Raw genomic sequence first — 22,667 nt, 5'->3', positions numbered from 1 at the left:
GAATATAAATGTCGCTAAAGCGTCGCAGGCAAAAGTTGCTGCGGCACGTATATAAACACAGCAGTAACTGGAGCCTACATGTCCAACGACTACCTCTTCACTTCCGAATCGGTTTCGGAAGGCCATCCCGACAAGGTCGCCGACCAGATTTCCGACGCCATCCTCGACGCCATCCTGGAACAGGATCCGCGCGCGCGCGTTGCCGCCGAAACCCTGTGCAACACCGGTCTGGTGGTGCTGGCGGGTGAAATCACTACCCACGCCAACGTCGATTACATCCAGGTCGCGCGTAATACCATCAAGCGCATCGGCTACGACAACACCGAGTACGGCATCGACTACAAGGGTTGCGCCGTGCTGGTCGCCTACGACAAGCAGTCGCCGGACATCGCCCAGGGCGTGGACGAAGGCGCCGGACTCGATCTGGACCAGGGCGCGGGCGACCAGGGCCTGATGTTCGGCTATGCCTGCGACGAGACCCCGGAACTGATGCCGGCCGCCATTTATTACTCGCACCGCCTGGTCGAGCGCCAGTCGCAGCTGCGCAAGGACGGCCGCCTGCCATGGCTGCGCCCGGACGCCAAGTCGCAGGTCACCCTGCGCTACGTCGATGGCCGCCCGGTGTCGGTCGACACCGTCGTGCTGTCCACCCAGCACCACCCGGACGTGACGCACTCGCAGATCGAAGAAGCGGTCATCGAAGAGATCATCAAGCCGACCCTGCCGCGCGAGTGGCTGCAGGACACCAAATTCCTGGTCAACCCGACCGGCCGCTTCGTCATCGGCGGCCCGCAGGGCGACTGCGGCCTGACCGGCCGCAAGATCATCGTCGACACCTACGGCGGCGCAGCCCCGCACGGCGGCGGCGCGTTCTCGGGCAAGGATCCGTCCAAGGTCGACCGCTCGGCAGCCTACGCCGCCCGCTACGTCGCCAAGAACGTCGTGGCCGCCGGCCTGGCGCGCCAGTGCCAGGTGCAGGTCAGCTACGCGATCGGCGTGGCGCGTCCGATCAACATCACCGTGTACACCGAAGGCACCGGCGTCATCTCGGACGAGAAGATCGCCCAGCTGGTGATGCAGCATTTCGACCTGCGCCCGAAAGGCATCGTCCAGATGCTGGATCTGCTGCGCCCGATCTACTGCAAGACCGCGGCCTACGGCCACTTCGGCCGCGAAGAGCCGGAGTTCAGCTGGGAGCGCACCGACAAGGCGGCGCTGCTGCGTGCTGAGGCGGGTCTGGCGTAATTAGTGGTCAGTGCGTGCCTTGTGGTGCGCACCTGAACTTGGGTCCCGGCCTGCGCCGGGACGACGTGCTGACAGTACCACTTAACGATGAGCCGTCGTTCCGGCGAAGGTGAACTGCCACACAAAAGTTGGACATCTGTTTTATGTAGCCTGAGCGTGCTTGCCCCTGCATTGAAGCGGGGTCAGGCCGCCCAAGGCGGTACTGATGCGTTTGGTATTGTAATACCCGATGTATTCATCGATCGTGGCTCGTAGTGCCTTCGCGTCAGTAAAGCTCTGCCCGTGGAAGCATTCGGTCTTGAGCACGGCGAAGAAGCTCTCCATCGATAGCCTAGCTGCCCCTCCAGATATTGCTTGATGACCCTGAGCTTGATCTCTTTTGTGTACTTAACCATCTACCCCTCGAAAGTGGACAATAGCTGTCCAACTTTCTTGTGGCAGTTCAAGGCCGGAACCCAATTTCGCAGCACACTACGACGCATCCTTGCACCACAACCCAAAGCATTCCCAAACAACGCTGCCGGCCACACCCGCCGCCACCCGTGTTAAACTTATGAATTCCGAGGAGCGTTGCGACGAAGATTCCCATCTTCGCCAGGCTCGGATATCAGCAACTGCGCTCACGTTACTTTTTTCAACCATTGAAAGGAGGGCGTGATGAGCGCCGTACTCAAAGACCTCAACGATTTCCACGTAGCAGACATCTCCCTGGCCAGCTGGGGCGAGAAGGAAATCCGCATTGCAGAAACCGAAATGCCGGGCCTGATGGCGATCCGCGAGGAATACGCCGCTGCCCAGCCACTGAAAGGCGCACGCATCGCCGGTTCGCTGCACATGACCATCCAGACCGCGGTCCTGATCCGCACCCTGGAAGCCCTCGGCGCGCAAGTGCGCTGGGCATCGTGCAACATCTACTCGACCCAGGACCACGCCGCCGCTGCCATCGCCTCGGTCGGCACCCCGGTGTTCGCCGTCAAGGGCGAAACCCTGGACGAGTACTGGGAATACACCCACCGCATCTTCGAATGGCCGGGTGACAACCACGCCAACATGATCCTGGACGACGGCGGCGACGCCACCCTGCTGCTGCACTTGGGCGTGCGCGCGGAAAAGGACATCTCGGTGCTGGACAAGCCGGGCTCGGAAGAAGAGATCTGCCTGTTCAACTCGATCAAGGGCCGCCTGGCGCGTGATCCGGCCTGGTATTCGAAGCGTCTGCCGTGCATCCTGGGCGTGACCGAAGAAACCACCACCGGCGTGCACCGCCTGTACCAGATGCACCAGGAAGGCAAGCTGGCCTTCCCGGCAATCAACGTCAACGACTCGGTCACCAAGTCGAAGTTCGACAACCTGTACGGCTGCCGCGAATCGCTGGTGGACGGCATCAAGCGCGCGACCGACGTCATGATCGCAGGCAAGATCGCCGTGATCGCCGGCTACGGCGACGTGGGCAAGGGCTCGGCCCAGGCCATGCGCGCGCTGTCGGCGCAAGTGTGGGTCACCGAGATCGACCCGATCTGCGCCCTGCAGGCCGCGATGGAAGGCTACCGCGTCGTGACCATGGACTACGCTGCCGAACACGGCGACATTTTTGTTACCTGCACCGGCAACTACCATGTCATCACCGAAGAGCACATGCTCAAGATGAAGGACCAGGCCATCGTCTGCAACATCGGTCACTTCGACAACGAGATCGAAGTCGCCGCGCTCAAGAAGTACGAGTGGGAAAACATCAAGCCGCAGGTCGACCACGTGATCTTCCCGGATGGCAAGCGCATCATCCTGCTGGCCGAAGGCCGCCTGGTGAACCTCGGCTGCGGTACCGGCCACCCGTCGTACGTGATGAGCTCGTCGTTCGCGAACCAGACCATCGCCCAGATCGAACTGTTCGCCAACACCGCCAAGTACCCGGTCGGCGTCTACACCCTGCCGAAGCACCTGGACGAAAAGGTCGCCCGCCTGCAGCTCAAGAAGCTCAACGCCCAGCTGACCACGCTGACCGAAGAGCAGGCCGCCTACATCTCGGTGAGCAAAGAAGGTCCGTACAAACCGGACCACTACCGTTACTAATCCTTGGTAGTCGATGCGGGCGCTTCTACAGCGCCCGTTTTTTCAACAGCCGGGTGTTTCTCGTGCTGAGAAGCACCCGCGTTCCACGAAAGTCGATGCGATGCGCTTGCTTGTTACCTGGCTGACCAATGCCGTGGCCCTGATGGCCTTGCCGTTCCTGATGTCTTCCGTCGTCGTCACCAATTTCACGACCGCGCTGATCGCCGCGCTCGTGCTGGGACTGGTCAACACCCTGATCCGTCCCGTGCTGGTGATCCTGACCCTGCCGGTGACGGTGGTCTCGCTGGGCCTGTTCATCCTGGTGATCAACGCCTTCCTGTTCTGGCTGGTGTCGCACTGGATCGAAGGCTTCGACGTCCGGGGATTCGGCTCGGCCTTCATTGCAGCGATTTTGTACAGCATCATTTCGTGGGCGCTTTCTACCTTGCTCCTCAAAGACAAAGATGGAAACTCCTAATTTCAGTATCGAGTTCTTCCCGCCGAAGACCGATGAAGGCGCGGAGAAACTGCGCGCCGTCCGCCAGAAGCTGGCCGAGCTCCAGCCGAAGTATTTCTCGGTGACTTTTGGTGCCGGCGGCACCACCCAGCAGGGCACCCTGCAGACCGTGCTCGAGATCAAGGCCGAAGGCCACCAGGCCGCGCCGCACCTGTCCTGCGTGGGCGGCAGCCGCGAATCGCTGCGCGCGATCCTGCAGCAGTTCCAGGACAACGGCATCCGCCGCGTCGTGGCCCTGCGCGGCGACCTGCCGAGCGGCTATGGCGCCGGCGGTGAATTCCGCTACGCCAACGAGCTGGTCGAGTTCATACGCAAGGAAACCGGCGACTGGTTCCACATCGAAGTGGCGGCCTATCCGGAAATGCACCCGCAGGCACGCTCGCCGCAGGACGACCTGCAGGCGTTTGCCCGCAAGGTGCAGGCCGGCGCGAACGCCGCCATTACCCAGTACTTCTACAACGCGGACGCCTACTTCGACTTCGTCGACAATGCGCGCAAGCTGGGCGTAGACGTGCCGGTGGTGGCGGGCATCATGCCGATCACCAACTACACGCAGCTGATGCGCTTCTCGGACATGTGCGGCGCCGAGATCCCGCGCTGGGTGCGCAACAAGCTGGCCAGCTTCGGCGACGATTCGGCTTCGATCAAGGCCTTCGGCCTGGATGTGGTCACTAGCCTGTGCGAACGCCTGCTGGCCGGCGGCGCGCCGGGCCTGCATTTCTACAGCATGAACCAAGCGGCGGCGACCACCGCCATCTGGCAACGGCTGGTGAAATAAGCCTCAGGAGGCCTGCAGGGCCGCGCCGGGTTTCCGGATGCGGCCCCACAGGAAGTCGGCCAGGGCCGCCACGACCATCGAGGCCCCCAGCAGGGGGAACACGAGCCCGAGGCCGATGGCGATCGCCAGCACACCGAAGGCGAGGCGCTCGCCTTCCTTGCGCCGCGGCGCGGCCAGCTGGCCCGCCGGCCGGCGCTTCCACCACATCACCACTCCGCTGACGCAGGACAGCATCAGCGCCAGGCAGCCGAACAGCATCAGCAACTGGTTCGCCCAGCCGTATTCGATTCCCTGGTGCACGCTGATGCCCCAGTCGGTCACGCGCGCCACCGCCCCCGCGTCGCCAGGCCCGAGATCCTGCAATACCTTGCCGCTGTACTGGTCGAGATGGACCACGCGCTGGCTGTCCTCGGCCGAGCGCAGCCGTACCGCGCTGTACACGCCCTGCGGACCCTGGGGCAGCATGAGGCGGTAGCCGCCGTCGAGGCCGCTTGCTGCGAACAGCGCCACCGCGCGGTCGACACCGATACCTGTCGAAGCCGGCACCTGCGCAGTCGCCGTCTGTCCATGCTGCGCATGCTCTCCGTGTCCGGCGTGCTCGTCGCTGGAAGCGGGCAGGGGCCGCTGTTCGGCGCTCCACGGCACTTCGCCCAGCGCCGCCATCGGCAACTGCGAACGCGCGCCGCCGCCGCGCATCGCGGCCGGCGTGCCGAGCCCGTGCGCGTTGACCCAGCCATTGACCTGCTTGCCCCAGACGATCGACCAGGGCATGCCCGTCAGCGCCAGGAACAGGATGACGACGGCCCCGAAGGCGCCGGTCACGGCATGCAGGTCGCGCCACCAGACCCGGCCGCTGGCGCCGGGCCGGATCGCCAGCACGCCCTGGCTCCGGCCGCGCGGCCACCACAGGTAGGCGCCGGTGATCACCAGCACGATCACCCAGCCGGCCACGATCTCGATCAGGACATTGCCCGCGTCCCCGGCAACGCTCAGCGAATGAATGCGCTTGACCAGGCCCATGATGCGGTCGGACTCGTCCATGCTGCCGAGCACGCGCCCGTTCGCCGGATCGAGGAAGACCTGGCGCAGGGCGCCGTCGGGTTGGCGTACGTCGACCTGGACCGCATGCTGCGCATCCACCGGCAAGTAGAGGGCGCGCGCGACACCGTTAGCGGCGCCAACGGCATTGGCGACCAGCGTACTAGCCGGCACAGTGGCCTGCACCGAAGCCGGCGGCCGCATCAGCAGATCGGCATAGACGAGGTCGTCGATCTGCTTGTTGAAGAGGTAAGCCGCGCCCGTCAGGGCCAGCAGGAAGATAAAAGGAAGACAAAACAGGCCGGCAAAGAAATGCCAGCGCCAGATGCGGCGGTACAGGCTGGAAGCGGATACGCCGGCGCCTGGAACTTGACTCATGGTGAAACTCCTCGTTGGAACCGATATCGGCGCACGTCAAGCGCCGTCCATGGTGGTGGATCAGTCTTGCGAGGGCGGCGCGCGTGGGTTCGCCGTGCTCCAGGTGAACAGCGGGCGGGCGACCTGGTAGAACAGGGGCGGGCGCACCTCGCCCAGGGGAAGCAGGGTCAGCGTGAGGCCGGCGGAGGGCGGCGGCAGGCTTGCGCCGCCGTGGAGTGCGCAATAGGGACAGTGCTCGAACGGATGGGAGGAGCCGGCGCCGAAAGGCTGCTCTTTGTCGACCACAATGGTCTGCATGCCCTCCATGGTGCAGACCTGGACGGTGTCGAGCAGCGGCGCGGAGGAGGGCATCGCATGCGACAAGGCCGGCGCCAGGGCGCTGAACAGGACGCCCAGCATGGCAACCCAGACCCACAGCATGTGCCGTCTGACGAGCTTGTGCATATGCCGATTATAGCGTGGGGTCCCCGGCAGCCGCGCGCGTTGGACTTAGACCTCGGTCACCATGGCGTCCAGTGGAATGTCGTACTCCCCGATCTCGAACGTGGCCAGCTGGAAGGCATACGCGATGCCGAGCGTGCGCGGCCTCGGCTCCGCCGCCAGGGTCCGGTCATAGAACCCACCCCCATACCCCAGCCGGTAGCCGCGCGCATCGAAACCCAGGCACGGCACCAGCAGCGCATCCGGCCGTTCCACCATCCGCAGCTCGGCCGGCACCGCCACGCCCAGGCTGTCCGCCACGGTTGCTTCCCCCGGCACCCACTCGGCAAAACCGAGGGCCGCGTCGCGCGCCAGCACGACAGGCAGAGCCAGCCGTACGCCCGCCTCGGCCAATTCCGCGTAGGCTGGACGTAAGTCGGGTTCGCCTGCCAGCGGCCAATAGACACCGAGCACGCTGCCCGGGCTGGCCTGCCACCACGCGAGCACCCGCGCGCCGATGCGGTCGTCCCAAGCGAGCTTGGTCGCGTGGTCGATGGCGCGGCGCCGTTCCTTGAGCATGCGGCGCAACTGTGGTTTATCGAGCATGGCGCTTGCGCCAGCGTCTGGCAGTAGCCCGGGGGCACATGGTATTCTTGATTCGCCGGTCATGGTTTGAATGCAGCGTACTTTGAGAGTTGTGGATGTTTCAATCGAGATTGACAACCGGCTCCCTGCCGGTCGCCCTTGCCTTTGTATTTTCTTCGTGGACGCTGAGCCCGGGCATAGCCCGCGCCGAGTCCGCGCCTGATGCTCCGCCGGCCGCCCAGCCGGTCCAGGCCGTTCCCCCGGTGCCGGCCGGCGCCCCCTCCGTTCCAGGAGCGCCCGCGGTGGACAACCGCGCCGACGATGACACCTTCATGCTGCTGCGCGAAGCTGCGCGCCAGAACGACGCCGCGCGCGTGAATGCCCTCGCATCGCGCCTGCCGCCGAGCTATCCGCTGGCGTCCTACGTCGACTATTATCGTCTGAAAACCCGGATGCGCGACGCCACGGCCGAGGAGATCCGCGAGCTGCTGCGCCGCCACGAGGGCACGGCCATCGCCGAGCAGCTGCGCACCGAATGGCTGCTCGATCTTGGCCGGCGCCGCGACTTCGCCACTTTTGAGCGCGAAGCGGGCCAGCTGGCGCGCGGCGACAACCTGCAGATCCGCTGTTACTCCCTCTTGGCGCGCGCCATGCGCGGCGAGCAGGTGGGGCAGGAGGCGCGCTCGCTGCTGGTCAATCCAGCCGGCTACGGCGAAGCCTGCGCCGCGCTGGCCGGGCAGCTGGTGCAGACCGGCCAGTTTACCGAGGCGGATTTGTACTGGCAGCTGCGCCTGGCGGGCGAAGCAGACGCCACCGGTCCGGCGCGCCGCATCGCGCTGCTGCTGGGCGCCTCCGACACCCGCGCCGCCCAGGCGGTGGACGTGCCGGCTGTCGCGATGGCGCGCGGCCTCGGCAAGACCCGCGCCGAGCGCGCCATCTACCTGGTCGCGGTCGGCCGCATGGCGCGCACCAGCCTCAAGCTGGCCACGGTGGCGCTGGAAAAGAACAGCCCGAAACTGAGCCTTGAAGAACGCGCCGTCGGCTGGGCCAGCATCGCGCATGCGGCCTCGATCGCCCTGTCGCCCGACGCCTACAACTACTGGCAGCGTACCAACGGCGTGCAACTGACCAACGAGCAGCTGCAGTGGAAAACCCGCATCGCCCTGCGCCGCGGCGACTGGAAGCAGGTGCGCGCCACCATCGAAGCCATGCCGCCCAACTTGCGCGCCGAGAATACCTGGGTCTACTGGCTGGCGCGCGCCGACAAGCAGGATGGCCGCATGGTGGAAGCCACCGCCGCCCTGGAGCGCATCGCCAGCCAGCACAATTTCTACGGCCAGCTGGCGCTGGACGACCTCGGCAGGCAAGTGGTGGCGCCGCCGCCAGCCCTTCCGATCAGCAACGAAGAACTGGCCTCGGTGAATGCCAACGCGAGCCTGCAGCGCGCGCTCAAGTTCTACGCCCTGCGCCTGCGCGCGGAAGGCAACCGCGAATGGAACTGGGGGCTGCGCGGCATGTCTGACCGTCAGTTGCTGGCCGCCGGCGAACTCGCTCGCCGCAACGACTTGCTCGACCGCACGGTCGAGACTTCGTTGCGCACCCGTACCGAACTCGACTACACCCAGCGTTTTCCGGCGCCGCACCTGGACGTCCTGCGTCCGACCGCGCAGGGCCTGGGCCTGGACAAGGCCTGGGTCTACGGCCTGATCCGCCAGGAGTCGCGCTTCATCAGCGATGCGCGCTCCGGCGTCGGCGCCTCCGGCCTGATGCAGGTGATGCCAGCCACCGGTAAATGGGTGGCGGCCAAGATCGGGATGGATAACTTCGTGCACGGCATGCTGAACGACCTGCGGACCAATATCACGCTCGGTGCGAACTACATGAACATGGTCTTGTTGAACTTTGATGGCGACGAAATCCTGGCCACGGCCGCCTACAACGCCGGCCCCGGCCGTGCGCGTACCTGGCGTGGCCTGCTCGACCAGCCGATGGAAGGCGCGATCTTCGTCGAGTCGATTCCGTTCTCCGAGACCCGCAACTACGTGCGCAACGTGCTGGCCAATGCCACCAACTACGCTGCCGTGTTCGAGAACAAGCCGCAGTCGATCCGCACCCGCGTGCGTCCTGTACAGCCGCGCGAGCGCTCTGCCATCCTGCCCTGAGGAGTGTCGTAACAGCACGAGGAGGTGACCATGCGCGAACAGAACGTGGCGGTCATCGGAGGGACGGGTTTTATCGGCGGCCACCTGCTGGCGCGCCTGGCGGGCGACGGCGTCGGCACGCGGGTGGCGGCGCGCCACTACGAAAGCGCCAAGCACCTCACCACCTTACCCTACCTCGACCTGGAACTCGGCAACATCCACGACGATGCCGCACTACGGCGCCTGGTGGACGGGTGCAGCGTGGTGATCAACCTGGTCGGCGTGCTGCACGGCGGCCACGGCGAGCCCTACGGACAGGTCTTCCGGCAGCTGCACGTGGAGCTGCCGCGCCGCATCGTGCAAGCCTGCCTCGATGCGGGCGTGCCCCGCTACCTGCACATGAGCGCGCTCGGCGCCGGCCACCGAGCCTCGATGTACCAGCGCTCCAAGGCCGATGGCGAACTGGCTGCGCGCAGCGAGCCGCGCGTGACGGCCACCGTCTTCCGCCCCTCGATCGTGTTCGGGCCGGGCGACCACTTCCTGACCGTGTTCGCCAACTTGCAGCGGCGCCTGCCGGTGCTGCCGCTGGCCTGCGCGCAGGCGCGCCTGCAGCCGGTGTACGTGGAAGACGTCGCCGCAGCTTTTTCCCTGGCCCTGCGCGAACCGCGCACGCGCGGCGCCGACATCGAACTGGGCGGTCCGCAGGTCTATACCCTGGCCGAACTGGTGCACCTGGCCGGGCGCTATGCCGGCCACGAGCGCCACGTGCTGGAGCTGCCCGACTGGGCGGCGCGCCTGGAGGCCAGGCTGTTCGAGCTGCTGCCGGGCGAGCCGATGATCAGCCGCGACAAGCTCGCCACGATGAAGACGGATAATGTGGTCGATCCGCAAACACAAGCCTTGACAGCGGAGGCGCTGGGAATCAAGCTGACGTCGCTCGAAGCCGCCGCGCCGCACTACCTGGCCGCGCCCAGGGGACTGGACGACTACCGCGAGCACGCCGGCCGCTGATTTCTCATACCGTATTCTCTACAGGACACCATGCAGACCATCGAACTCGACCCGACCCTGTCTTCCACGCTCGAAGCAGCCCGCCAGCCGGGCCTGACCCTCGTCATCGGCAACAAGAACGTGTCGTCGTGGTCGATGCGGCCCTGGGTGGCGGCGGTCGCCTTCGGGATTCCGTTCACCGAGATCCGCGTCCTGCTGGACAAGCCCGATACCGCCGCCAACATCGCGCGCTATTCGCACGCGGGCCGGGTGCCGGTGCTGCTGGCGGGCGAGATGACGATCTGGGACAGCCTGGCCATCATCGAATACCTGGCCGAGCAGTTCCCGGACAAGCACATGTGGCCGCAGGACGTGGCCGCGCGCGCGCTGGCGCGTTCGATCGTGGCCGAGATGCACTCGGGCTTTTCCGAGCTGCGCAGCGCGATGTCGATGAACATCCAGGCGCGCCTGCCGGGCCGCGGGCGCACGCCGGGCGCCCAGGCCGACATCGGCCGCATCTGCGAGATCTGGGAAGACTGCCTGTCGCGCTTCGGCCACCACAGCTTCCTGTTCGGCGACTTCTCGATCGCCGACGCCTTCTACGCGCCGGTGGTGACCCGCTTCAAGACCTATGGCGTGGCGCTGGCGCCGGCGCTGCAGGCCTATTGCGACCGCGTGCTGGCCCACCCGGCGGTGGCGCGCTGGGTCGACGAAGCGATGCGCGAGAGTGACCCAACGCCGGCGCACGACCTCGACCTGCCGCAGGAGTAAGCATGCGCAGTTACGTGGTCGGCGGCGCCGTGCGCGACGAGCTGTTGGGACGCCCGGTAACGGACCGCGACCACGTGGTGGTCGGCGCCACCCCCGAACAGATGCTGGACCTGGGCTTCCGCCCGGTCGGCAAGGACTTCCCGGTCTTCCTGCACCCCGAGACGCACGAGGAATACGCGCTGGCCCGCACCGAACGCAAGACCGCCCCCGGCTACCACGGCTTCGTGTTCCACACCTCGCCCGAGGTCACCCTCGAGGACGACCTGGTGCGGCGCGACCTGACCATCAACGCCATGGCGCGCGCCGATGACGGCAGCATCGTCGACCCCTATCGCGGCCAGGACGACCTGCGCGCGCGCATCTTCCGCCACGTCTCCGACGCTTATGCCGAAGACCCGGTGCGGATCCTGCGCCTGGCGCGCTTCGCCGCGCGCTTCCCGGATTTTCGCGTCCACGAATCTACCCTCGCCCTGATGCGCAGCATGGTGGAAGCAGGGGAGGTCGACGCCCTGGTGCCGGAGCGCGTCTGGCAGGAGCTGTCGCGCGGCCTGATGGAAGAACGGCCTTCGCGCATGTTCGCTGTCCTGCGCGAGTGCGGCGCCCTGGCGCGCATCCTGCCCGAACTCGATGCCCTGTGGGGCGTGCCGCAGCCGCCGGCGCACCATCCGGAAGTGGACACCGGCGTGCACATCATGCTGGTGATCGACTATGCGGCTTCCCAGCATCTGCCGCTGGAAGTGCGCTTCGCCGCCCTGGTGCACGACCTGGGCAAGGGCGCGACCCCGAGTGAGACCTGGCCGGCCCACCACGGCCACGAATTCATCGGCATGAAGCTGGTAACGCAGGTGTGCAAGCGCCTGAGGGTGCCCAACGAATGCCGCGACCTGGCGCAGATGACGGCGCGCGAGCACGGCAACGTCAGCCGCGCGCTGGAGCTGCGTGCCAACACCATCGTCACCCTGTTCGAACGCTGCGACGCCTTCCGCAAGCCGGAGCGCTTCGCCCAGATGCTGCTCGCCTCCGAATGCGATGCGCGCGGACGCGGGCACGAGGAGCACCCGATGCGCCACCAGGACTATCCGCAGCGTCCCTACCTGCTGCGCGCCCTGGACGCGGCGCGCGCCGTGAACGCCGGCGAAGTGGCGGCGCGCTATGCCGACGCCAAAGAGAAAATCCCCGAAGCCGTGCATGCGGCGCGGGTCTCGGCGGTCAAGGCGGCACTGAGAGAACCGTAGGGAGGTCGACTCCGTTGACCGCGCGTTCAATCAGCCATAGGTTAGACGCGCAGGCAGCATCGCCGTACCGTGCACGACCCAAGCGCCGCGTTTTGCTATGCTCTCCGGATAACGTAAAGATGTAACGGAGGACAAGATGGTTGCCGTGCTGGCGCAGCGCGTAGCGAGCTTGAAACCGCGTCGCCGCCTGCAACTCGCCGGCCTGGCGGTGCTGGTGCTGGCCTTGCTGCTCGCCTTTTTCTACATACGTTCGGAAGGGACCGATCCCGAGGTCCGCAACGACGTGATGCTCAACCTGCGCGAGCTGGAAAAGCTCGACGCCGAATGGGACGCCAACATCCTGCGCGCCCACATCGGCCGCGCCCCGGCCACGGCCCAGCTGACCACCCAGCTGCCGCGCATGCAGGACCTCCTGGTGCGCATCGGCGAAGCGGTGCCGGAAGCGGCCAGCCCGGCCGTCGACACCGCCTACAGCCAGCTGCGTGACGCCATGCAGCGCAAGGAGCTCATCACCGCCCAGTTCGCGCGCCACAACCCGCCGCTGCGCGAAGCGCTGACCTTCCTGCCGCCGGCCGTGGCCGACCTCAAGACCGAACTGGGCGGCATCGAAGGCGCGCTGGCGCCGGCGCGCCTGGTGGTCCGGCTGGACGCGTCGCTGAACGCGCTGCTGACCGAAATCCTGCGCTACAACGTCGCCCCGAGCCCGCCGCTGGCGGCGCGCATCGACGAGGTCCTGGGCGACATCGCGGCCCAGCAGATCGCCTTTTCGCCGGCCGTGGTCGAGAAGATGGACGCCATCATCAAGTCCTCGCGCATCATCCTGGAGAAGCGCCCGCTGGAAAACCGGCTGGAAGCGCAGATCGCCGCCACCGCGACCGGCGCGGCGCTCGACCGCCTGGGGCGCGAGTTCGACCGCACTTTTGACGCCGCACTGGCGCTGCGCGAGCGCTACCGCGGCTACCTGTTCGCCTACTCGGCCTTCCTGCTGCTCCTGCTGGCCTATGCCGGCATGCGGCTGCGCCGCAGCTACCGCATCATCGGCGAGGTCAACCACCGCCTGCAGGCGGTCAATGAAAACCTCGAACACCGGGTCGCCGAGCGCACCGCCGAGCTGGAAGCGCAATCCAAGCAGCTCGAGCGCCTGGCCCAGCACGACAGCCTGACGGGCCTGATCAACTACCGCCAGCTGACCCGCCTGCTCGAACGCGCCCTGGCCCGCGCCACCCGGCGCGACTCGGTGGTGGTGATCATGTTCATCGACCTGGACGGCTTCAAGGCGGTCAACGACACCTATGGCCACGCCACCGGCGACCTGGTGCTGCAGATGGTGGCGCGCCGAGTCCAGGAAAAGCTGCGCGCCGAGGATGCGCTGGCGCGCCTGGGCGGCGACGAATTCGTCATCATGCTGGAAGACGTCGCGTCGCGCGAAGGCGCATTGCGCGTGGCCCAGCTGGCGCTCGACCAGATCAAATCGGTCACCGAAGCGGACGGCAATCCGGTCAGCATCTCGGCGAGTATCGGCATCTCCAGCGCGCGCGGCCACCTGGGCGCAGCGCGCGGCTCGGCGGCGCTGCTGGCCGAAGCCGACAAGGCGATGTACGAGGCCAAGCAGGCGGGCAAGGGCGTGTTCGTGGTCAGCCCTGCGGCGCAGTGGACGGTGCCGGTCAAGGACGGCGCGCAATAGCAGAATCCGCTACAATGCGGTTTATGCTGCACTGCACCAAAGGACCGCACCCATGCTCGACAATTCGCTGACGCGCTGGCTGAAAGGCATCAGGGGGAAACCCGGGCGCCCGACCGTGCTCGTCAAGGAACTGGGCGAGCGCGACCGCCGCCGCATCCTGCGCCACTTCCTGGCGCTGGACGACAGCGACCGCCTGCTGCGCTTTGGCAACGTCATTTCGGACGATGCGATCGTCCAGTACGTCCAGAAGATCGACTTCAGCCACGATATCGTTTTCGGCGTGGTAAACCGCGTGTTCCAGCTGGTGGGCGTGGGGCACCTGGCCTTCGCCAAGGCGGACAAGGGCAAGCCGACCCAGAAGGAGCGGGTGGCGGAGTTCGGCGTGTCGGTATCGGCGTCGGCGCGCGGCCAGGGCGTCGGCTCGCGCCTGTTCCAGCGAGCGGCCATTCACTGCCGCAATGCCGACGTGGATACGCTCTACATGCAGTGCCTGACCTCGAACCAGACCATGATGCATATCGCGAAAAAGGCGGGGATGGAGATCAAGCGCGAGTACGGCGAGGCGGATGCCTACCTGCAGCTGCCGCCGCCCAGCCCGGCCAGCGTGATGGCGGAGGCGATCGAGGAGCAGTGGGCGGTGATTGATTACACGGTCAAGGCGAATGCCAGGGCGGCGGTGAAGTGGTTGACGCCGAAGAAGTGACGTCGGTTCGAATCGACGCACACCGCTAACGTACTTTTTCCACTGACCTTAAAACCGTCATTCCCGCGGAGGTGGGAATCCAAGTTCGTTGCGCTCCACGGTCTTATGCCTACACCTAGGTGTGCACACACAATTGGATTCCGGCCTTCGCCGGAATGACGGTTTTACTGCTGAAGGTGAAGGAGGGCGCAGGTAGTGTCGATGCAGAGACCCGGCCTCACCCCACCACCGGCAACGCCGTCGTCTCCTTAATCCTCTGCAACGCAAAACTCGACTTCACATCCAGCACCGCCGGATGCTTCAGCAGCGTCCCCATCATGAAGCGCGAGAAGTGGTCCATGTCTTCCACGTGCACGCGCAGCAGGAAATCCATTTCCCCGGTCATGGCATAGCAGGCCACCACTTCCGGCCAGGTGCCGACCGAGATCGCGAAGTCATTGCGCGGAGAAGTTGCCGGCAAGCCCGGCGTGCCGCGTGCGCCGCCCGCTACTTCGCTGTGTTTTTCCAGGCGCACGTTCACATAGGCCAGCAACCCCAGCCCGATCTTGTCCGGGTCCACCAGCGCCACATACTGGCGGATCACGCCCGCTTCTTCCAGGCGCTTGATACGGCGCAGGCAGGGGGAAGGGGACAGGTTGACGCGCTCGGCCACGTCCTGGTTCGACAGCCGGCCGTCGGTCTGGAGGACCGACAGGATCTTGCGGTCAGTCTTGTCGAGCTCGATTTTTGACATGGTTTCCTCGGTAGATTCGCGAACACGGCAATTTTATTGCGCAAATTGAGCGGCGGGGGGAATTGTTTGGAATTTAATGCTTGATGGGCAGGACTATACTGTGCAGCTTGCCGGAGCGACCAGATGGCCACCAAGAGCCCAGCGCGCCCTGCATTCCAGGCGAAAGTTGACGGAGACACCCATGAACGCACCCATCGAGCGCGCCGACCTGGCGCAGCCGCAGCACGACATCACCCTCGACGACAAGTGGACGCTCGAACGCGGCCGCGCGTTCATGACCGGCACCCAGGCCCTGATCCGGCTGCCGATGCTCCAGCGCGAGCGTGACCTGCAGGCGGGCCTGAACACCGCCGGCTACATCACCGGCTACCGCGGCTCGCCGGTCACCTCGGTCGACCAGACCGCGATGAAGGCGAAGAAGCACCTCGACGCCCACCACGTCAAGTTCCACCCGGGTATGAACGAAGACCTGGCGGCGACCGCCGTCTGGGGCACCCAGCAGACCAACCTGTACAAGGACGCCAAGTACGATGGCGTCTTCGCCATGTGGTACGGCAAGGGCCCGGGTGTGGACCGCTGCGGCGATGTCTTCAAGCACGGCAACAATGCCGGCTCCTCGAAGCACGGCGGCGTGCTGGTGCTGGCCGGCGACGACCATGCGGCCAAGTCCTCGTCCACCGCGCACCAGTCCGACCACATCCTGACCCACTGCGGCATCCCGGTGCTGTACCCGTCCTCGGTGCAGGAATACATCGACTACGGCTTGCACGCCTGGGCCATGAGCCGCTACACCGGCCTGTGGGTGTCGATGAAGTGCGTCACCGACATCATCGAATCGGGCGCGGTGGTCGACCTCGACCCGGACCGTGTCCAGATCGCGCTGCCGACCGACTTCGAAGTCCCGGCCGGTGGCCTGAACATCCGCTGGCCGGACGCCGTGCTGGATCAGGAAGTCCGCATGAGCAACTTCAAGTGGTATGCCGCGCTGGCCTATGCGCGCGCGAACAAACTGAATCGCATCATCTGGGACAGCCCGAAGCCGAAGATCGGCATCATCACCGCCGGCAAGAGCTATGTCGATACCCGCCAGGCCCTGGCCGACCTCGGCATCGACGAAGAAGCGGCGCGCGACATCGGCCTGCGCCTGTACAAGGTCGGCATGACCTGGCCGCTCGAATCGGAAGGCGTGCACGAGTTCGCGCGCGGCCTGGACGAGATCCTGGTGGTCGAAGAAAAGCGCCAGGTGATGGAGTACGCGCTGAAGGAAGCCCTGTACAACCTGCCGGACAGCGAGCGTCCGCGCGTGGTGGGCAAGTTCGACGACACCGGCGAGTGGAGCAACAAGGACCGCATGGGCCACGGCGACTGGCTGCTGCCGGCGACCTATGAGCTGAACCCGGCCCAGATCGCGCGCGCCATCGCTTCGCGCATCTCGCATTACTGCGCCGGCCACCCGGTCGAGCAGCGCGTCAAGGAACGTATCGCCTACCTCGAGGCGAAAGAGCTGGTGCTGAAGAACATCCCGGCCAAGGCGAATCCGGAAACCGACCGCATCCCGTACTTCTGCTCGGGCTGTCCGCACAACAGCTCGACCAAGGTGCCGGAAGGTTCGCGCGCCATGGCCGGCATCGGCTGCCACTACATGGTGCTGTGGATGGACCGCGAGACCTCCACCTTCACCCACATGGGCGCGGAAGGCACGACCTGGATCGGCCAGTCGCCGTTCACCGATGAGAAGCACGTGTTCGTGAACCTGGGCGACGGCACCTACTTCCACTCGGGCATCCTGGCGATCCGCGCAGCAGTGGCGGCGAAGGTCAACATCACCTACAAGATCCTGTACAACGACGCGGTCGCGATGACCGGCGGCCAGAACGTCGACGGTCCGCTCGATCCGGGCATGATCACGCGCCAGATCGCCGCCGAAGGCGTGCGCCCGATCATCGTCGTCACCGACGAGCCGGAAAAATATCCGGACGATTACGCCTGGGCCGAAGGCGTCACCGTGCGTCATCGCTCGGAGCTGATGGACGTGCAGAAGGAACTGCGCGAGATGCCGGGCGTGTCGGCCGTGATCTACGACCAGACCTGCGCCTCCGAGAAGCGCCGCCGCCGGAAAAAAGGCGAGTTCCCCGACCCGGCCAAGCGCGCCGTCATCAACGAAGCCGTGTGCGAAGGCTGCGGCGACTGCTCGGTGCAGTCGAACTGCCTGTCGGTCGAGCCGCTGGAAACGGAACTGGGCCGCAAGCGCCAGATCAACCAGTCCTCGTGCAACAAGGATTTTTCGTGCGTCTCCGGCTTCTGCCCGAGCTTCGTGACCGTCGAAGGCGGCGGTTTGAAGAAGCCCAAGAAAGCGGCGACGGCAGAAAGCACCCCGCCTGAACTGCCGATGCCGAGCATCCCGTCGGTCGCCGATCCCTTCGGCATCCTGATCGCCGGCGTGGGCGGCACCGGCGTGGTGACCGTTGGCCAGATCCTGGCCGTGGCGGCCCACGTGGAAGGCAAGGGCGCACTGGTGCTCGACCAGTCGGGCCTGGCCCAGAAGGGCGGCCCGGTGATGTCGCATGTGCGCCTGGCCGAACGCCAGGCCGACCTGCACTCGACCCGCGTCGGCACCGGTAGCGCCGACCTGGTGATCGGCTGCGACCAGATCGTGACCGCCAGCCGCGACGCGCTGTCGCGCATGGGTGAAGGCCGCACCTGGGCCGCCGTCAATTCGACCGGCGCCACCACCGCGGCTTTTGTCAAGAACCCGGACTGGCAGTTCCCGGCCGAAGGTTCGCGCGGCGCCATCCTGCAGGCTTGCGGCGCACCGAACGTCGACTTCGTCGACGCCGGCCAGATCGCCACCGCGCTGATGGGCGACGCGATCGCGACCAATATGTTCATGCTGGGTTACGCCTTCCAGAAGGGCCGCGTGCCGCTGCAGGAAAGCTCGCTGCTCAAGGCGATCGAGCTGAATGGCGTGTCGGTGGCCTTCAACAAGGCCGCCTTCCACTGGGGCCGCAGCGCCGCGCACGACCTGGCTTCCGTGAAGAAGCTGGTGACGCCCGCGCAGGTGATCGAGTTCAAGCGCAGCGAGAGCCTGGACGACGTCATCACGCGTCGTATCGCGCTGCTCACCGCCTACCAGAACGCCGCCTACGCAGCGAAGTACAAGTCCTTCGTGGACCAGGTGCGCGCCGAGGAAGCGAAGCTCGGCAAGGGTTCGCGCCTGACGGAAGCCGTGGCGCGCTACTTCTACAAACTGATGGCCTACAAGGACGAGTACGAGGTGGCCCGCCTGCATACCGATCCTGCCTTCAAGGCCAAGATCGCGAACATGTTCGAAGGCGACATCAAGCTCAAGTTCCACCTGGCGCCGCCGCTGCTGGCCAAGCACGACAAGGAAGGCCGCGCGCTGAAGCAGGAATACGGTTCGTGGATGATGGGTGCGTTCGGCGTGTTGGCAAAGCTGAAAGGCTTGCGCGGCACCCCGTTCGACGTGTTCGGTTACACCGCCGAGCGCCGCACCGAGCGTGCCTTGATCGGCGAGTACCGCCAGACCGTGGAAGCGCTGCTGCCGAAGCTGACGGCGGACAACCTGGCGCAAGCCGTGGCCATCGCCAGCATCCCGGAAGACATCCGCGGCTACGGCCACGTGAGGGAACGCCACCTGAAGGCGGCCAAGCAGAAGGAAGCGGCCCTGGTCGCGGCTTTCCACCAGCCTGCCGGCACGGCCTCGCGCGCGGCTTGATGACAAGCTGATATGACCGGCTGAGGCCGGTCATTCTTCCTAGCATTTCTTGTTGTTCGTCAGACCCAGCTGTTACAGTTGGTTGCACTCCAGCCCGAGTGCCGCGTCTATAATCAGGCGCATGAGATCGCCATATGCACATGGTCGTTCGTCGACCGCCCCCCGCCTGATCGCTTCGCTGCTGGCCGCGGCCGCCGTCCTCGCCGGATGCGGCGGTGGCGGTGGGTCGCCGGGTGTCGGCGCTCTTCCCGACCCGACTTCGCAACAGCCGCCTCCGACCACGAACCCGAATCCTCCCATCGGCGCGGCGAGTCCGGAAGACCTCAACCCGAACCTGCTGGCCGCATCGACCACCTACGCCAACATGTGCGCCAAGCCGCGCACGGGTGTCGACCTGTTCGGCCGCCCGTTCCCGGACAAGCAGGGCACCCTGCTCGACGAGCTGAAGTTCCTGCGCGCATGGGCCAACGAAAACTATCTCTGGTACAACGAGATCCCGAACACCTACCGCATGGCGGAGTTCACCAGCGCCCTCGACTACTTTGCCGTGCTCAAGTCGCCGGCGCTGACCGAGTCGGGCCAGGCGAAGGACAAGTACCACTTCACCTACACCACCGAGGAGTGGGACAAGCTGCAGAACTCCGGCATCGACCTGGGCTACGGCGTCACCTGGAAGCGCAACAGCGCCACCGCGCCGCGCACCTGGCTGGTCACGCTGGTGGAGCCGGGCTCGCCCGCGGCGGCGGCCGGCCTGCAGCGCGGCGACATGCTGCTCAAGGTGGACGGCGTCGATTTCGTCAACGGCACTGATGCCGCCACGGTGGCCAAGATCAATGCCGGCCTGTTCCCGGAAACGGCCGGCACGCCGCACACCTTCACGCTGCAGCGCGGCGGCACCAACTATGACGTGACGATGACCGGCGCCGACGTCGTGGTCGACCCGGTCAAGCACGTGCAGGTGCTCGACACCCCGACCGGCAAGGTCGGCTACCTGAGCTTCGAGACCCACAACGCGGTGTCGGAAAAGGAACTGGTGGACGCCTTCGCCACCTTCCGCGCGGCGGCCGTGAGCGACCTGGTGCTCGACATGCGCTACAACGGCGGCGGCCTGCTGTACGTCGCCAGCGAGCTGTCCTACATGATCGCGGGACCGGCGCAGACCACCGGCAAGACCTTCGAGCGCCTCCAGTACAACGACAAGACGCCGCAGCAGGCCCCGATTCCCTTCCTGAGCACCGCCTACGGCTTCAGCTCGCCGAATCCGGTGCGTTCGGGTACGGTGCTGCCCTATCTGGGCCTGAAGCGCGTCACCGTCCTGACTACCCCGGGCACCTGTTCGGCCAGCGAGGCGGTGATCAATGGCCTGCGCGGCGCCGACATCCAGGTCGATATCATCGGTAGCCAGACCTGCGGCAAGCCCTACGGCTTCACGCCGACGGCGAACTGCGGCACCACCTACTTCTCGATCGAGTTCAAGGGCGTGAACCACAAGGGCTTCGGCGACTTCCCGGACGGCCTGGCGGCCACCTGCCAGGTGGCCGACGATCTGTCGAAGCCGCTGGGCGACCGTAGCGAAGGCCTGCTGGCCGCAGCCCTGGCCTACCGCGAAACCGGCACCTGCCCGCCGGCTTCGCGCGCGCGTCAGGTGCCGATGGAGATCGTGCGTCATCCGGCGAAGGAAATCTCGATCTATACCAGGCCGCGAAACTGACCCGCTGCGTGATAAAAACGGCCCGCCAGTGCGGGCCGTTTTCATTCTGGAAACAGGTCTATAATCGTTCGCTTTGCCACCCGATCGATTGCTGGAGCTTTCCGATGATCCGTTCCGCCCTGTTGCTGGCCATGCTGGCCGCCGTTCCCCTGGCCCACGCCGCCCCGAACCTGACCACCATCTCCGAGCGTTCGGGCTTCCAGTCCACCGGCCGCTACGATGAAGTGATCAAGCTGTGCGCCGACTTCCAGAAGGCCTATCCGAAGCAGGTCAAGTGCGTCGAGTTCGGCCGCACGCCGGAGAACCGCCCGATGCTGGTGCTGGTCGTGTCGAATACCGGCGCCTTCACGCCGCAGGCGGCGCAAAAGCAGGGCCTGCCGGTGACCCTGATCCAGGGCGGCATCCACGCCGGCGAAATCGACGGCAAGGACGCCGGCTTCCTGGCCCTGCGCGAAACCCTGGACGGCAAGCTGGCCAAGGGTGCCTTGGACAAGCAGGTGCTGCTGTTCGTCCCGGTGTTCAACGTCGACGGCCATGAGCGCTTCGGCAAGTGGAACCGTCCGAACCAGCGCGGCCCGGTCGAAATGGGCTGGCGCACCACCGCCCAGAACTTCAACCTGAACCGCGACTACGTGAAGGCCGATTCGCCCGAGATGGCGGCGATGCTCAAACTCGTGAACGCGTGGGACCCGCTGACCTACGTCGACCTGCACGTCACCGACGGCGCCAAGTTCCAGCACGACGTCTCGATCCAGGTCGAGCCGGTGTATTCGGGCGACCCGGAATTCCGCCAGGCCGGCCTGGCCCTGCGCACGAATGTCATCAACGACATCGCCAAGCAGGGCTCGACCCCGCAGTCCTACTACATGTCCTTCGCCAAGACCGACGATCCGCAGTCGGGCTTCGTGGACGGCGTGTCGGACCCGCGCTTCTCGACCGGCTACTTCCCGCTGCGTAACCGCATGGCGCTGCTGGTCGAGACCCACTCGTGGAAGGACTACCCAACCCGCGTGCGCATCACCCACAACAGCGTGGTCTCGATCCTCGAGCAGGTCGCCAAGAATGGCCAGGCCTGGCGCCAGGCGGCCCTCAGCGCCGATGCCCGCGCCAGCAAGCTGGCCGGCCAGGAGGTGGCGCTGACTTACCGCACCACGGACAAGACCACGATGGTCGACTTCCAGGGTTACGCCTACACCCGCACGCCGTCCGACGTGTCGGGCATCCTGATGACCCGCTACGACGAAGCTAAGCCGCAGGTCTGGCGCGTGCCGCTGCGCGACGAAGTGGTGCCGGAGCGCGTGATCGCGGCGCCGCGCGCCGGCTACATCGTGCCGGCCGCCTGGGCCGACATCGTAGCGAAGAAGCTGGCGCTGCACGGCATCGCCTTCCGCAAGCTGGACAAGGCGATGGCCCAGGCGCAGGTGGAGACCTTCCGCGCCGACAAGGCGAGCTTCAGCGCCACCTCCTTCGAGTCGCACCAGCGCCTGACGCTGGACGGCGCCTGGAAGGCGGAAGCGCGCCAGCTCACCGCGGGTGCGCTGTTCGTGCCGGTCAACCAGCCGAAGGCGCGCCTGGTAGTGGCGATGCTGGAGCCGCAGGCGCCGGACTCGCTGCTGGCCTGGGGCTTCTTCAACAATGCCTACGAGCGCAAGGAATACATGGAAGAATACGTGGCCGAGGACGTGGCGCGGGAACAGATGGCGGCCGACCCGGCGCTGGCCGCGGAATTCAAGCGCCGCGTCGAGACCGACCCGGCCTTCGCCAAGAATCCGCACGCGCGCCTGGAATTCTTCGCGCGCCGCCACGCTTCCTGGGACGAGCGCTTCAATCTCTACCCGGTCTACCGGTCCAACGTGGCGCCCTGACGACAGCCCACCAAACAAGCTACGGCGCACCCCTTGGTGCGCCGTATTTTTCTTTCTTCCTCTGCAAGTGTCTTGCCTTTCCCCAAAT

Annotated in this window: 18 protein-coding genes and 1 riboswitch; of the genes, 13 read left to right on the top strand and 5 right to left on the bottom strand. The window is 66.0% G+C overall.

The features are described 5' to 3' along the window. Positions 1 to 78 precede the first annotated feature (78 nt). Positions 79 to 1,245 carry a methionine adenosyltransferase gene (metK, locus tag GV068_RS13900; protein WP_159698689.1) on the top strand — a complete coding sequence of 389 codons (1,167 nt, stop codon included), beginning with the start codon at positions 79 to 81 and terminating at the stop codon, positions 1,243 to 1,245. 141 nt (positions 1,246 to 1,386) lie between these two features. Here metK and GV068_RS25490 read toward each other — a convergent pair whose 3' ends face one another. Continuing rightward, the gene (locus GV068_RS25490) at positions 1,387 to 1,569 is read right to left on the bottom strand and encodes an IS3 family transposase (protein WP_159698686.1); all 183 of its coding nucleotides are present in this window, start codon (positions 1,567 to 1,569) and stop codon (positions 1,387 to 1,389) included. A gap of 232 nt (positions 1,570 to 1,801) precedes the next feature. Continuing rightward, a riboswitch (S-adenosyl-L-homocysteine riboswitch) is annotated at positions 1,802 to 1,874 on the top strand. Positions 1,875 to 1,902: 28 nt separating this feature from the next. Between GV068_RS25490 and ahcY the strand changes: the two genes are divergently transcribed. The 3 genes from ahcY to metF all read left to right on the top strand — a co-directional run bounded on the left by ahcY (position 1,903) and on the right by metF (position 4,589). Then, on the top strand, positions 1,903 to 3,315 hold the full coding sequence (ahcY, locus tag GV068_RS13890) for an adenosylhomocysteinase (RefSeq protein WP_159698683.1): 1,413 nt from the start codon (positions 1,903 to 1,905) through the stop codon (positions 3,313 to 3,315). 100 nt (positions 3,316 to 3,415) lie between these two features. Next, positions 3,416 to 3,772 carry a phage holin family protein gene (locus GV068_RS13885; protein ID WP_159698680.1) on the top strand — a complete coding sequence of 119 codons (357 nt, stop codon included), beginning with the start codon at positions 3,416 to 3,418 and terminating at the stop codon, positions 3,770 to 3,772. After that, the gene (gene metF / locus GV068_RS13880) at positions 3,759 to 4,589 is read left to right on the top strand and encodes a methylenetetrahydrofolate reductase [NAD(P)H] (protein WP_159698677.1); all 831 of its coding nucleotides are present in this window, start codon (positions 3,759 to 3,761) and stop codon (positions 4,587 to 4,589) included. The genes GV068_RS13885 and metF overlap by 14 nt, the downstream gene beginning before the upstream one ends. Before the next feature lie 3 nt (positions 4,590 to 4,592). Here the strand turns inward: metF and GV068_RS13875 are convergent, their stop codons facing one another. The 3 genes from GV068_RS13875 to GV068_RS13865 are packed head-to-tail and all read right to left on the bottom strand — an operon-like array spanning position 4,593 to position 7,031. After that, complete coding sequence (locus tag GV068_RS13875; protein WP_159698674.1) at positions 4,593 to 6,005, bottom strand: PepSY domain-containing protein; 1,413 nt, start codon at positions 6,003 to 6,005, stop codon at positions 4,593 to 4,595. 60 nt (positions 6,006 to 6,065) lie between these two features. After that, positions 6,066 to 6,449, bottom strand: coding sequence for a DUF2946 domain-containing protein (locus tag GV068_RS13870; RefSeq protein WP_159698671.1), 384 nt, complete (start codon positions 6,447 to 6,449; stop codon positions 6,066 to 6,068). A gap of 45 nt (positions 6,450 to 6,494) precedes the next feature. Beyond that, positions 6,495 to 7,031, bottom strand: coding sequence for a 5-formyltetrahydrofolate cyclo-ligase (locus tag GV068_RS13865; protein ID WP_229464169.1), 537 nt, complete (start codon positions 7,029 to 7,031; stop codon positions 6,495 to 6,497). Between the two features lie 281 nt (positions 7,032 to 7,312). Between GV068_RS13865 and GV068_RS13860 the strand changes: the two genes are divergently transcribed. The 6 genes from GV068_RS13860 to GV068_RS13835 all read left to right on the top strand — a co-directional run bounded on the left by GV068_RS13860 (position 7,313) and on the right by GV068_RS13835 (position 14,534). Continuing rightward, positions 7,313 to 9,172, top strand: coding sequence for a lytic transglycosylase domain-containing protein (locus GV068_RS13860; RefSeq protein WP_229464167.1), 1,860 nt, complete (start codon positions 7,313 to 7,315; stop codon positions 9,170 to 9,172). Between the two features lie 30 nt (positions 9,173 to 9,202). Continuing rightward, positions 9,203 to 10,162 carry a complex I NDUFA9 subunit family protein gene (locus GV068_RS13855; RefSeq protein WP_159698662.1) on the top strand — a complete coding sequence of 320 codons (960 nt, stop codon included), beginning with the start codon at positions 9,203 to 9,205 and terminating at the stop codon, positions 10,160 to 10,162. 30 nt (positions 10,163 to 10,192) lie between these two features. Further along, the gene (locus tag GV068_RS13850) at positions 10,193 to 10,912 is read left to right on the top strand and encodes a glutathione S-transferase family protein (protein ID WP_159698659.1); all 720 of its coding nucleotides are present in this window, start codon (positions 10,193 to 10,195) and stop codon (positions 10,910 to 10,912) included. Between the two features lie 2 nt (positions 10,913 to 10,914). Next, positions 10,915 to 12,147, top strand: a complete 1,233-nt coding sequence (locus tag GV068_RS13845; protein ID WP_159698656.1) for a multifunctional CCA addition/repair protein — start codon at positions 10,915 to 10,917, stop codon at positions 12,145 to 12,147. A 136-nt stretch (positions 12,148 to 12,283) separates the two neighbouring features. Then, a complete protein-coding gene (locus tag GV068_RS13840; RefSeq protein ID WP_159698653.1) occupies positions 12,284 to 13,831 on the top strand; it encodes a diguanylate cyclase in 1,548 nt (515 codons plus the stop codon). A gap of 52 nt (positions 13,832 to 13,883) precedes the next feature. Beyond that, entirely contained in the window at positions 13,884 to 14,534 is a 651-nt protein-coding gene (locus GV068_RS13835) for a GNAT family N-acetyltransferase (protein ID WP_159698650.1), read from the top strand. 217 nt (positions 14,535 to 14,751) lie between these two features. On the opposite strand, the gene GV068_RS13830 is transcribed toward GV068_RS13835, so the two are convergent. Next, a complete protein-coding gene (locus GV068_RS13830) occupies positions 14,752 to 15,267 on the bottom strand; it encodes an Lrp/AsnC family transcriptional regulator (RefSeq protein WP_159698647.1) in 516 nt (171 codons plus the stop codon). Positions 15,268 to 15,448: 181 nt separating this feature from the next. Here GV068_RS13830 and GV068_RS13825 point away from each other — a divergent pair, with 181 nt between their 5' ends. From GV068_RS13825 to GV068_RS13815, 3 genes are all read left to right on the top strand, one after another. Further along, the gene (locus tag GV068_RS13825; RefSeq protein ID WP_159698644.1) at positions 15,449 to 19,003 is read left to right on the top strand and encodes an indolepyruvate ferredoxin oxidoreductase family protein; all 3,555 of its coding nucleotides are present in this window, start codon (positions 15,449 to 15,451) and stop codon (positions 19,001 to 19,003) included. A gap of 121 nt (positions 19,004 to 19,124) precedes the next feature. Next, positions 19,125 to 20,714, top strand: a complete 1,590-nt coding sequence (locus GV068_RS13820; RefSeq protein ID WP_159698641.1) for a S41 family peptidase — start codon at positions 19,125 to 19,127, stop codon at positions 20,712 to 20,714. A 104-nt stretch (positions 20,715 to 20,818) separates the two neighbouring features. Beyond that, complete coding sequence (locus tag GV068_RS13815; protein WP_159698638.1) at positions 20,819 to 22,579, top strand: M14 family metallopeptidase; 1,761 nt, start codon at positions 20,819 to 20,821, stop codon at positions 22,577 to 22,579. Positions 22,580 to 22,667: the final 88 nt, after the last annotated feature.

This window comes from Massilia sp. 9I (assembly GCF_902506415.1).
In the GTDB taxonomy this organism is placed as follows: Bacteria; Pseudomonadota; Gammaproteobacteria; order Burkholderiales; family Burkholderiaceae_D; genus Telluria.
This window is presented reverse-complemented; position numbering and strand designations above follow the sequence as displayed.

What these genes read in the sequence shown, in the direction of transcription:
- metK (WP_159698689.1), top strand. Translation starts at nt 79, where the DNA reads ATGTCCAACGACTACCTCTTCACTTCCGAATCGGTTTCGGAAGGCCAT.
- GV068_RS25490 (WP_159698686.1), bottom strand. Translation starts at nt 1,569, where the DNA reads ATGGAGAGCTTCTTCGCCGTGCTCAAGACCGAATGCTTCCACGGGCAG.
- ahcY (WP_159698683.1), top strand. Translation starts at nt 1,903, where the DNA reads ATGAGCGCCGTACTCAAAGACCTCAACGATTTCCACGTAGCAGACATC.
- GV068_RS13885 (WP_159698680.1), top strand. Translation starts at nt 3,416, where the DNA reads ATGCGCTTGCTTGTTACCTGGCTGACCAATGCCGTGGCCCTGATGGCC.
- metF (WP_159698677.1), top strand. Translation starts at nt 3,759, where the DNA reads ATGGAAACTCCTAATTTCAGTATCGAGTTCTTCCCGCCGAAGACCGAT.
- GV068_RS13875 (WP_159698674.1), bottom strand. Translation starts at nt 6,005, where the DNA reads ATGAGTCAAGTTCCAGGCGCCGGCGTATCCGCTTCCAGCCTGTACCGC.
- GV068_RS13870 (WP_159698671.1), bottom strand. Translation starts at nt 6,449, where the DNA reads ATGCACAAGCTCGTCAGACGGCACATGCTGTGGGTCTGGGTTGCCATG.
- GV068_RS13865 (WP_229464169.1), bottom strand. Translation starts at nt 7,031, where the DNA reads ATGCTCGATAAACCACAGTTGCGCCGCATGCTCAAGGAACGGCGCCGC.
- GV068_RS13855 (WP_159698662.1), top strand. Translation starts at nt 9,203, where the DNA reads ATGCGCGAACAGAACGTGGCGGTCATCGGAGGGACGGGTTTTATCGGC.
- GV068_RS13850 (WP_159698659.1), top strand. Translation starts at nt 10,193, where the DNA reads ATGCAGACCATCGAACTCGACCCGACCCTGTCTTCCACGCTCGAAGCA.
- GV068_RS13845 (WP_159698656.1), top strand. Translation starts at nt 10,915, where the DNA reads ATGCGCAGTTACGTGGTCGGCGGCGCCGTGCGCGACGAGCTGTTGGGA.
- GV068_RS13840 (WP_159698653.1), top strand. Translation starts at nt 12,284, where the DNA reads ATGGTTGCCGTGCTGGCGCAGCGCGTAGCGAGCTTGAAACCGCGTCGC.
- GV068_RS13835 (WP_159698650.1), top strand. Translation starts at nt 13,884, where the DNA reads ATGCTCGACAATTCGCTGACGCGCTGGCTGAAAGGCATCAGGGGGAAA.
- GV068_RS13830 (WP_159698647.1), bottom strand. Translation starts at nt 15,267, where the DNA reads ATGTCAAAAATCGAGCTCGACAAGACTGACCGCAAGATCCTGTCGGTC.
- GV068_RS13825 (WP_159698644.1), top strand. Translation starts at nt 15,449, where the DNA reads ATGAACGCACCCATCGAGCGCGCCGACCTGGCGCAGCCGCAGCACGAC.
- GV068_RS13820 (WP_159698641.1), top strand. Translation starts at nt 19,125, where the DNA reads ATGAGATCGCCATATGCACATGGTCGTTCGTCGACCGCCCCCCGCCTG.
- GV068_RS13815 (WP_159698638.1), top strand. Translation starts at nt 20,819, where the DNA reads ATGATCCGTTCCGCCCTGTTGCTGGCCATGCTGGCCGCCGTTCCCCTG.